The sequence below is a fragment of the Absiella sp. AM29-15 genome (assembly GCF_003434225.1).
Lineage (GTDB): Bacteria > Bacillota_I > Bacilli_A > Erysipelotrichales > Erysipelotrichaceae > Hoskinsella > Hoskinsella hominis.
Genome location: NZ_QVFL01000018.1, coordinates 99526 through 109836, shown reverse-complemented (window position 1 = coordinate 109836; position 10311 = coordinate 99526). Strand labels below are relative to the sequence as shown.

Genomic DNA, 10311 nt, shown 5'->3' with positions numbered 1-10311 from the left:
AAAGACAAAATCAATTTGGTTTCATTAAGACATTATCATATTCGAATCATATTAAAGTGAAAAAATATTAAAAAAATGATTGACAAATATAGAAACGCTGAGTATTATATAGGCAGTAACCGGTTACAAAGAAAAAAGAATAGTCAAACGGATTGTGACTTTTAATAAGGCAATACCAATAAAGGCATGTGAAGAGTAAAATATTTGGTTTTACTGTTGCTGCCTTTTTTTATTTGTCGGGAGGTGGATGAATGGTCATTGACAAAGTGCTAAATACCAATGTAGTGCTTGCAAAAAACGATGAGGGAGAACAGGTAATCGTTATGGGATGTGGTGTCGCATTTGGTAAAAAAGCAGGAGAAATGATAGATGATACGAAAATTGATAAGATTTTTTCTCAGGATGTACCAAAACTAACAGATCATTTTAAGAAACTTGTGAAAGATATTCCAGAGGATTATATCAATCTGGCAGAGGAAATAATAAAGCAAGCCAAACTAAAACTTGGTAAAGAGTTTAATGATGATTTATATTTTTCTCTTAGTGACCATATCTACTTCACGATTCAACGATATCGAGAGGGTATGTTAATACAAAATCGCTTATTAATTGAAACTAAACGATTATATAAAGAAGAATTTAAGGTTGCAATGCAATCCTTGCAAATGATTAATCAGCGATATGAGGTGGAATTACCAGAGGACGAAGCAGCATTTATTGCATTACACTTTGTGAATGCAGAATTAAATGGAGATATGCAGGGAACCATGCAAATGACAAAAGTTGTTCAAGATATTTTGACAATTATCAAAAACTTTAAGCATATTGATTTTGATGAAGATTCATTAACATATTATCGATTGGTGACGCATTTGAAGTTTTTTGCTCAACGTATTCTCCAAAGAGATCGAAATACAGGAAATAGTGAAAATCAGCTGTTTCAAGTTGTAAAAGAAAAATATAAGGAGTCCTTTACATGTGTAGAAAGAATTGCACAATATGTTGACATAACATATGGATATCCTATATCAGATGATGATAAATTGTATCTTACAATACATATTGAAAGAGTTTCTAACAATTAAATTTTGTTTAGGATTGTAACTTTAAGTAGGCAACACCTGAATTGAACCTTAAGAAAAGGTCTTTTCAGGTGTTTTTATTTATTAACAGGAAGGTGAATGAATATGAATATTAAGCAGACAGCAGGAATGATTGTAAAAGCAGTTGGAGGAAAAAGTAATATAAAAGAAATGTTTCATTGTGTAACAAGACTTCGATTTTATTTAAAAGATGAAAGCGTGGTTAATCTTGAAGAAATTAAAAAAATTGATGGGGTATTAGGCGCACAATATCAGACAGAGCAATTACAAATCATTATTGGAAATGATGTTGAAATCGTTTATGATGAAATCATCAAACAAATTGGTTTTATTCATAATGAAGAAACATTGCAGACAAAACAGAAATTTCAGTTAAAAGGTATTTTTGAAACTATGGCAGCCATTTTCCTGCCAGTTGTTCCAGTATTAGCAGGAACTGGAATGGTAAAAGGTCTAATCACAATTTTAACTTCATTTTGTGGTGTAGATCCAGCTTCTGAAATGATTACTGTATTAACGATTGTGGGAGATTGTGTTTTCTATTTCTTCCCATTCTTAGTAGCATGGTCAGCATCAAAAAGATTTAAAACAGATACAGCTTGTGCAATGGCACTTGCAGGAGCATTGCTGTATCCAACAATGACAGCTGGACTGGCACAAGGATTAGATCCATTACATTTTTTAGGTATGCCAATACCTTTTGTAAAATACGCAGCAAGTTCTATTCCAATTATATTATCTGTTTGGGTAATGAGTTACGTCTATAAATATGTTGATAAATTTGTACCTAAATTTTTAAGATTGGTATTTACACCAATGATCGTATTATTGATAATGGTACCAATAACTTTGATTGCCACAGGACCATTAGCCAGCTATCTAGCAAAAGGCCTTGCGCAAATTGTGAAATTCTTATTCGATTTATCTCCAATTATTGCAGGGGCTGTTGTTGGTGGCACAAGATTATTAGTTGTCTTAACTGGTATGCATTTATCATTAGGTGCCATCTGTATGGAAAACTTATCTCAATTTGGCTATGATGTCTTATTGCCTATTAATACTATGGGAACAATGGCACTTGTTGGTGTGACATTAGGTGTTTGGTTTAAATCTAAACGTAATGATACAAAATCTGTAGCAATGTCTAGCTTTATTTCTGCTTTTATTGGTATTACAGAACCAGGTATTTATGGTGTTTTATTGAAGTTTAAAAATGCATTATTATCTGTTATGCTTGCAGGAGCTGTCGGAGGAGCATTTGTAGCATTCTTTGGAGGACATGCTACTGCATATGTAAATTCATGCATCTTATCATTGCCAGTATTTATGGGAGATGGTTTCTGGGCAGTTTGCACTGGTATGGGAATATCAACTGTACTAGGCTTTATCTTTGTACAAATCTTTGGATTATCTGAAGAAAAAAATTTAAAGGATAAAACTGTTGAAACGAAAATTGAAGAAGAACATGCGAAAACGGTATTTATTAGCCCAATGAGTGGAGATTTAGTAAAATTAGATAGTATAGATGATCCTGCTTTTTCAAGTGGCAGTATAGGAAAAGGGATTGCAATTAATCCAAATAATGGAAAAGTTGTAGCACCTGTAGATGGTACAATTAAAACAATTTTTCCTACAAAGCATGCGATTGGTATTGAATCAGAGGATGGTATAGAATGTTTAATTCATATTGGAATGGACACTGTGAATTTACAGGGAAAATATTTTAATGTGATTGTAAAAGAAGGACAACAGGTAAAACAGGGAGAATTAATTGCTGAAGTTGATTTGGCTTCTATATTGAAAGAGGGTTATTCACTTATTACCCCAGTGATTGTCACCAATGCAGATCAATACTTAGATGTTTTACCATTTGAAACACAAGGTATTATTGTATCATCAGAACCATTATTAACAGTATTGAAGTAGGAGGAAATGTATATGTATGAAAATCAAGTATCTTTAAAATTCCCAAAGAATTTTCTTTGGGGAGGAGCAACAGCTGCTAATCAAGTAGAAGGCGCATGGAAAGAAGATGGAAAGGGCTGGACAATTCAAGATTGTCTACCATACCGTGAAGTTGGATTTTCAGATTTTACAAAACAATTTGCATATAATTCTAAAGATTTGCAAGAAGCATTAAAAGCTGGTGAAGAGGCAAATTATCCAAAACGAAGGGCAATTGATTTTTATCATCATTATAAAGAAGATATAAAACTATTTGCAGAAATGGGTTTTAAAGTATTTCGCATGTCCATATGCTGGTCAAGAATATTTAGCGATCCTCGTGATGAAAAGCCGAATGAAAAAGGAATAGCGTTTTATGAAGAAATGTTTAAAGAATGTAAAAAATATGGTATTGAACCGCTTGTTACATTATCTCATTATGACCCACCATTAGCTTTAGTACAAGATTATCGTGGATGGTATTCACGAGAAGTGATTGATCTTTTTGTAAAATATGCTCGTGTATGCTTTGAACGCTTTGGCAAATATGTAAATTATTGGTTGACTTTTAATGAAGTAGATGCAATGTTACGTCATCCTGTCACAAGTGGTGGACTGATTGAAGATATGTTTGATGATATTCCATTTGAACAGGCAATTTATCAGGCGATGCATCATCAAATGATTGCTTCAGCAAAAGCAGTAAAAATCTGTCACGAATTATATCCAAATGCACAGGTTGGCTGTATGATGACAAAATTATGCTTCTATCCATTTACATGTAAACCAGAAGATAATCTTGCAAATCAACAGAGAATGAGAAGTGTGTATCGTTATGTAGATATACAGGTGTTTGGGGAGTATCCAAAATATCTGTTAAATGAAATTTCAGGAAAAGGATACCATATAAATAAAGAGGAAGGAGATGATCAGATTTTAAAGGATGGTATTGTAGATTTTGTTTCTTTTAGCTATTATATGACTAGTTGTATGGCCGCAGATACAAGTGGATTAGATATGGCACCTGGCAATACAGTAAATGGTGTAAAAAATCCATATCTTCCAAGTAGCGAATGGGGTTGGCAGACAGATCCTATAGGATTACGTATTTCACTTGTTGAATTATATGATCGTTATAGAAAACCATTGTTCATTGTTGAAAATGGACTAGGCGCAAAAGATAAAGTTTCAGAAGATGGAAAGATTCATGATGCATACCGTATGGAGTATTTAAAGGATCATGTAAAAGCTATGAGTGATGCTATCAATGCAGATGGTGTAGATTTAATTGGATATACATGGTGGGGATGCATCGATTTAGTTAGTGAATCTACACGACAGATGTCAAAACGTTATGGGTTTATTTATGTGGATATGGATGATTATGGAAATGGAACAATGAAACGCATAAAGAAAGACAGTTTTGATTATTACAAACAAGTGATTGCTTCAAATGGTGAAAATCTTGATTACTAATATTATAAAAGTACAGCAGTTTGCTGTACTTTTGCTTTAAATAATTATAGATAAATATGAACTGTCTAAGAAATCGCCCCATCCATTCTTTTGATTCACTGAAAAACCAGATAACAAATGAATATCTGGATAAGATATATGATGTTTGGATAATATTATTTGAGCTTTTTCTAAAATATCAATGGTGATATCATCTGCATTTGAAAAGTCACTACCTTCACAAGCGTTATCGAAGTCTATGCCTAACATGAACAGCTGATTGATTTCCTCGATGCATACATCCTTATATAAGAATGAGAATTGTTCATAATCGTTTTTTGATAAGTTACCATCAAATTGCTCATTTGTTTGCTCATAATCATCAAATTCAAAAAGGAATTCCGGTATAATTTGTGCGTAGATATCACACCCTTCATCCCAATAATGGTTAGTCCATTGCCAAAACTTTTGTGCAACAAGTGTCCAGTCTTTTTCAGGGTAACATGCTGTTACGTATCGCTCAAAGCACATGAATAAGTAACAAAGCCTTCCTGTAAGTGAAATTGTATGAAAATCAATGTTTTGTTTCATCATAAACTCCTTTAAAAAACCTGTATATATCCACTTTCTTTTCCTTTTCTCCATCCACAGGGGATATGACCACTTGCATGTATGGATAGAAGCTTTTCAAAAAAATCAGGCATTGGAATATATCGACTATAGGCGTGAAGCATAAGAATTGTTGAAATATTGAATTTTATATCATCCAAAATATAAGGCTCATAGATGCCGGCAGCCTTTAAATTCTTTTGCCAGATGATTTCAAGTTGTGGCAGGATATCGCTTTTTACAGTTTTGATGATCTGATTCCAATTTCGATATCCGTCTTTAAAATTTTTTGATAGTTGTGCAGTATACTCTCCACGTTTTTCCAACAGGATGTTTTCCCATTTTGATGATTGGATAGATTTTCTAACATCTTTGCTTAACATAACATTATCAATTTCTGTAGCCTTTCCACAATTCAGAAACCAGGGAAAAGATAATAAGGTTTTTATGAAATTAGAATCTATGGTTATGCTGTTATTCATTCTTATCTTCCTCATATTCATTGCGCATATCTTCTAAAAAATCAATGATATTCATATAAATGGCATCATCAATTTCACTTCCTGAATCATGATCCCAATAAGTGATAGAAAAACCATCATCGTCTGGTGTATATCGGCACAGCCAAAATGAAAAATAATCATCACTGCCAAAACAAAACCATTGTTCACTTAAAAATGGTTCTGCTTTGGAATTTTTCAGTGCTGTTTCAAGGCAATCAATCTCACCAAAAGGCATCGATAGTTTTGAAACTTCACGATATAAGGGTCTTAAGACTTCTGGAATCTGCTGTAAGGTTTCTTCATCATAGTGAATATTTTCATATACGATTTCATCACCATATAATGTGATTAATTTTTCTATATAAGCTTGTATGATATTCATGATTATGCCTTCTTCCTATCGTTCTTTTGGAATATATCTGCTTTCATTATATCGTTATTTTTTACATCTGTCAGTTCAATTTGAAAAAAATCTACTATCGTATGATGATTGTGATAGTAGACTTTTGTTATTTTTTTACCCATCTTCCATAGATGCCACAAGGAAGGGTGGTATTGCTTCTTGTGATTGGCAATCCAATTTCTCCGGCTTCTATATAGCCATTTGGATGTTTTCTTAAAATTGTCGCATGAATCAGATTATATAAAACAGATGCTGGAAAACCTGTTGTATAGGAATTGATCAAAAAGAATAAAGGATCATCATCCAGAATTTCCATACACGCACTTACCAGTGGATATAATTGTTCTTCTATCTTCCAAACTTCGCCATTTGGTCCTCGACCATAACTTGGTGGATCCATAATGATCGCATGATAGGTTCTTCCACGACGTTTTTCACGTTGTACAAATTTTAAAACATCATCCACGATAAAACGGATTTTATGATCTTCCAGATGTGATAAGCTCATATTTTCCTTTGCCCAGTTGACCATACCTTTACTCGCATCCACATGTACGACTTCTGCAGCACCTGCACTCGCACAGGCCATTGTCGCTCCACCTGTATAAGCAAATAAATTTAAAACACGGATTTCTTTATCTGCATTTCTGATTTTATCCATCATAAAGTCCCAGTTTGCTGCCTGTTCAGGGAACAGTCCCGTATGCTTAAAACCGGTAGGAGATACTTTGAATCGTAATTCTTTATAAGAGATGGTCCAGCTTTCTTTAAATTTCTTTTTATATTCCCAACTGCCGCCACCACTTTTACTGCGATGATAATGGGCATGAGGACTTTTCCATAACTGATCTTCCTTGTCAATAGGCCAGATAACCTGAGGATCTGGACGGCGTAAAATAATATCTTTCCATCTTTCCAGTTTTTCACCGTTTCCGGCATCTATACATTCATAATCTTTCCAATGATCTGCTACTTGATTCATATATGTCCTCCTGCTATAAACTTGCTTTATCATTATACATGATTTTTACCGCAATGAAAAGGCATGAAATAACATGATTTCACATATTAATTAAAAGGGATTACTATTCAAAAGGAATTAAAAATGTGGTAAAATAGAAGAAATAAAAATTTTATGAGGAAAGGAAGCGTGAGTATGTTCAATAAATTGTATGATAATTGCTTTAAGACAGAACTAGGGACTGTCGTAACAAAAGTAAAAGAAGAAAACGGCATGTTCTGGCATGCATTCAAAGAAACCATTTTCTTTAAGGAAAGTGGAGGTATGCAAAGTGATATCGGAATGATTGATAATCACTATGTAGAAGCATTAAAATATGAAGATGGAGAATTATGGCATTTATTGGATACCAGATTGGAAGGAAACGTATTTATGAGCGTGAATCTGCATGAACGTTTTCGTAAATGTCAGGTTCATACAGCCCAGCATTTGATTAGTGCTGTTTTAGGAAATGTATATAAAGTAAAAACACATGCTCACCATGTTGGTGATGAAGAAAATGATATTGAATTTGATTTGAAAGATTTCAATGATAAAATGGCATTTGAATTAGAGGTGCTGTGCAATGGATTGATTCGTGATGATCTGGATGTGACAGTTACATATCCAAGTTATAACGAAGCATTAAAATTCGTTGCGAAAGAAGCATTAATTCCACATATGGATGATGATATCCGTGTTGTGAAAATCGGTGCGTTAGACTATAACCTGTGTGGTTGTATGCATGTGCCTAGCTTACGTTATCTGCAAATGCTGTTTATTGTTGGGTACGAAAAAACAAGTAAAGGCTATAAGATTCGCTATACTGTAGGAGATCAGATGTTAGACAGCGTTAAGAAACGTTATAAAGTCTTGGATGAAGCCAGCAACTCATTGGCAGTTTCCCATATCTATGTCAATACTGGCGTTAATCGTTTGATTAATGAAGTAAAACAGTTAAACAGAGATGTAGTTGTATGGAAGCATAAATACTATAAAATGCTTGCGAAAGAACTTGCCGCAAAAGAAGAAGATGTGATTGTGGAGTTCTTCGATGATATCGACCAGAAGTCTTTGGCGAATTTAGCTCAATATATAACAAAAGAAGATAAAAAAGCAGTTGTATTTATCGCAAAAATATACGATAATATGCAAGTGGTTGTCGCAAGTCATCCTGAGGTTGACTTTGATGTGGAAAAGGTCTTTGAAAAGATTGCGGATGAATACCACTTAAAAGGTGGCGGCAACAAAGAACTGAAACAAGGCGGCGGCCTGTATAAAGAAAATGTTTTAGAATATGTCAAACAAATGAAATTCTAATTGCAGTTGGAGGTATTTATGAAAATCAGAAAAAGCTTGATTGCACTAACGCTTCTTGCGATGGTATTTACAGTCAGCGGCTGTAGCGGGGGATCAGACAAGGAAAGCAAAAAAGAAGAAGATAAAAAAGAGCCTGTGGTTTCCATGGTCGCAAATGATGTCTATGTGGAACCAGTCAATCCTACGAATGCACAAATCACGGCATACAACAAGCTGAGCGCAGCACTGGAGAATCAGGATACACAAGAAGAAGCAAAACAGGTAGCTGTCAGCTTTGCTTTTGATTTCTTTACATTGTCCAATAAAAAAGATCAAAGTGATTTAGGTGGTTTAGAATTTATTCCTACAGCCTATATCAATAAGTTTAAAGATTTTGCGACTGCTTATTATTATGGAAATTATCCTACAATCGTAAATGAATATGGTAAGGACAGTTTACCTGAAGTAAGTGATGTGCAGATCAGTGGTTTTGAAGAAGCACAAGGTTTACAATATAATGCACAGCCTGTAGAAGGTTATTATGTTGATTTAAAAGTAACCTATAAGGAAGGAAAGATTCCAGTAGATAAACTTAAAACCAGCATGAAGGTAACACTGATTCGTATGTATGATTATGACTATAATCCAGAAACAGATTATAGTGGCAATTATGCAGAATCAGCGCAGCCAAAACAAGGTTATCGTGTATTAGCACTAGATTAAAGGGACTGAACATACAGTCCCTTTTTAGAGGAGGTAAGATGAATGTCAATTGAAGTAGTATTAGAAGGTGCACTTGAAAAAGAAAAGGACAGAGAACAGTTTTCTCAGTATTTAAAAGATGTATGTGTAAAAAAGAAAGTACATATCGAAGATTATGATGCAACCTTAATGATGGATATTTGTCCAGAAGGATATATTGAATGCAGCTATGAAGGAACTTTTGTTAGTATTGTAGCACAGACAAATGTAGCGGGACCTGGATTTCATGCATTTGTATGTTCATTCTTTGATGAAGTCATCATGAATAGTCCAATTGCTTTTGAAGTAAGTGATCCAACAAAATATTATGAAGAAAGAAACTTTGAAAATTTAAAATATAAATACTTCTATCAATGGTTAAAGGATATCGCAGGATATGTAAAGGATAATCATCAGGAATTAAACAATCTGATGATCAGCTGGACAATGGATTACTATCAGCCAATTGGAAAAGATGGTTATGTGGTAACACCAATGGGATATATTTCTGTAGAAGATTTCACGAATTTGGATATCGAAGAGTTAGCACAGCGTTTCTTTATTTGGAATGATTTGGATTTTCATGCAGGATATTATCGTAATTGTGCATTATCCTTGCTATGGAAAGAATGCTTCTTTGAATATAGCAGTATGAATGAATACAGCGATAAGATGGCAAATATGATCATAGATTATATTGAAGCTGCTTATGAAAAAGATGATACATTGCCACTTCCTATGAAAGAATATCATGAATTATGTGAAGCCATCCATAGAGAAGATATCATCCGTCATGGCATTGATATGCATCTTGAAGATGTAGGATATCGTCGCTATATGGTGTCTTATCCTTTTGGCAACTGGCGTATTCCTGTTCCTGGCTGCAGTGAAAATGGCTATGATGAAAAAAGTCAGACCTTGCATTTCATGGCACCTTACAAACAAAGTGAAGATGGATGGAAATGGCTGATCAAGGCAAATGCCTATATATTTGAAGAAAATTTAGAATTTGCGCAGGCATTTTTATGTGAAGAAGCTTTTGATATTGATAATCAGAATTTCAAAGGAAAAGGTTTTATTGAAGAAACAGAGGAATACTACCGTATTTCTGCGCAATATATTTCGGGACAGGAAACCATGTTAATGGAATGCATCATTCGTGATCAGGAAGATGTGGAAACCTTGCGTGAATGGTTAACAATGGTAGAACATACAAAAGTAAATGAAGAAGATAAAAAGAAAAACTAATGCACG

At 34.0% G+C, this 10311-nt stretch carries 10 protein-coding genes; 6 read left to right on the top strand and 4 right to left on the bottom strand.

Features of this window, described 5'->3' with window-relative positions; translation table 11 throughout:
- Nucleotides 1-251: 251 nt before the first annotated feature.
- The 3 genes from licT to DW761_RS16880 all read left to right on the top strand — a co-directional run bounded on the left by licT (nucleotide 252) and on the right by DW761_RS16880 (nucleotide 4523).
- Complete coding sequence (licT, locus tag DW761_RS16890; protein ID WP_117451519.1) at nucleotides 252-1085, top strand: BglG family transcription antiterminator LicT; 834 nt, start codon at nucleotides 252-254, stop codon at nucleotides 1083-1085.
- A 102-nt stretch (nucleotides 1086-1187) separates the two neighbouring features.
- Entirely contained in the window at nucleotides 1188-3029 is a 1842-nt protein-coding gene (locus tag DW761_RS16885) for a beta-glucoside-specific PTS transporter subunit IIABC (RefSeq protein ID WP_117452001.1), read from the top strand.
- A 12-nt stretch (nucleotides 3030-3041) separates the two neighbouring features.
- Nucleotides 3042-4523: a glycoside hydrolase family 1 protein gene (locus DW761_RS16880; RefSeq protein ID WP_117451520.1), complete on the top strand. Its 1482-nt coding sequence runs from the start codon at nucleotides 3042-3044 to the stop codon at nucleotides 4521-4523.
- 36 nt (nucleotides 4524-4559) lie between these two features.
- Here the strand turns inward: DW761_RS16880 and DW761_RS16875 are convergent, their stop codons facing one another.
- From DW761_RS16875 to DW761_RS16860, 4 genes are all read right to left on the bottom strand, one after another.
- Entirely contained in the window at nucleotides 4560-5093 is a 534-nt protein-coding gene (locus DW761_RS16875) for a hypothetical protein (RefSeq protein WP_117518846.1), read from the bottom strand.
- A gap of 11 nt (nucleotides 5094-5104) precedes the next feature.
- Entirely contained in the window at nucleotides 5105-5593 is a 489-nt protein-coding gene (locus tag DW761_RS16870; protein WP_117518845.1) for a hypothetical protein, read from the bottom strand.
- Entirely contained in the window at nucleotides 5586-5996 is a 411-nt protein-coding gene (locus DW761_RS16865; RefSeq protein WP_117518844.1) for a hypothetical protein, read from the bottom strand. Before DW761_RS16865 ends, DW761_RS16870 begins: the two co-directional genes overlap by 8 nt.
- A 127-nt stretch (nucleotides 5997-6123) precedes the next feature.
- Entirely contained in the window at nucleotides 6124-6999 is an 876-nt protein-coding gene (locus DW761_RS16860; RefSeq protein WP_117451527.1) for a class I SAM-dependent methyltransferase, read from the bottom strand.
- Between the two features lie 174 nt (nucleotides 7000-7173).
- Between DW761_RS16860 and DW761_RS16855 the strand changes: the two genes are divergently transcribed.
- Genes DW761_RS16855 through DW761_RS16845 form a run of 3 tightly spaced genes read left to right on the top strand, consistent with a single transcriptional unit; the run spans nucleotide 7174 to nucleotide 10305 of the window.
- The gene (locus tag DW761_RS16855) at nucleotides 7174-8337 is read left to right on the top strand and encodes an alanyl-tRNA editing protein (RefSeq protein WP_117518843.1); all 1164 of its coding nucleotides are present in this window, start codon (nucleotides 7174-7176) and stop codon (nucleotides 8335-8337) included.
- An 18-nt stretch (nucleotides 8338-8355) separates the two neighbouring features.
- Nucleotides 8356-9039 carry a ferrichrome ABC transporter substrate-binding protein gene (locus DW761_RS16850; RefSeq protein WP_117451531.1) on the top strand — a complete coding sequence of 228 codons (684 nt, stop codon included), beginning with the start codon at nucleotides 8356-8358 and terminating at the stop codon, nucleotides 9037-9039.
- Between the two features lie 42 nt (nucleotides 9040-9081).
- A complete protein-coding gene (locus DW761_RS16845; protein WP_117518842.1) occupies nucleotides 9082-10305 on the top strand; it encodes a hypothetical protein in 1224 nt (407 codons plus the stop codon).
- Nucleotides 10306-10311: the final 6 nt, after the last annotated feature.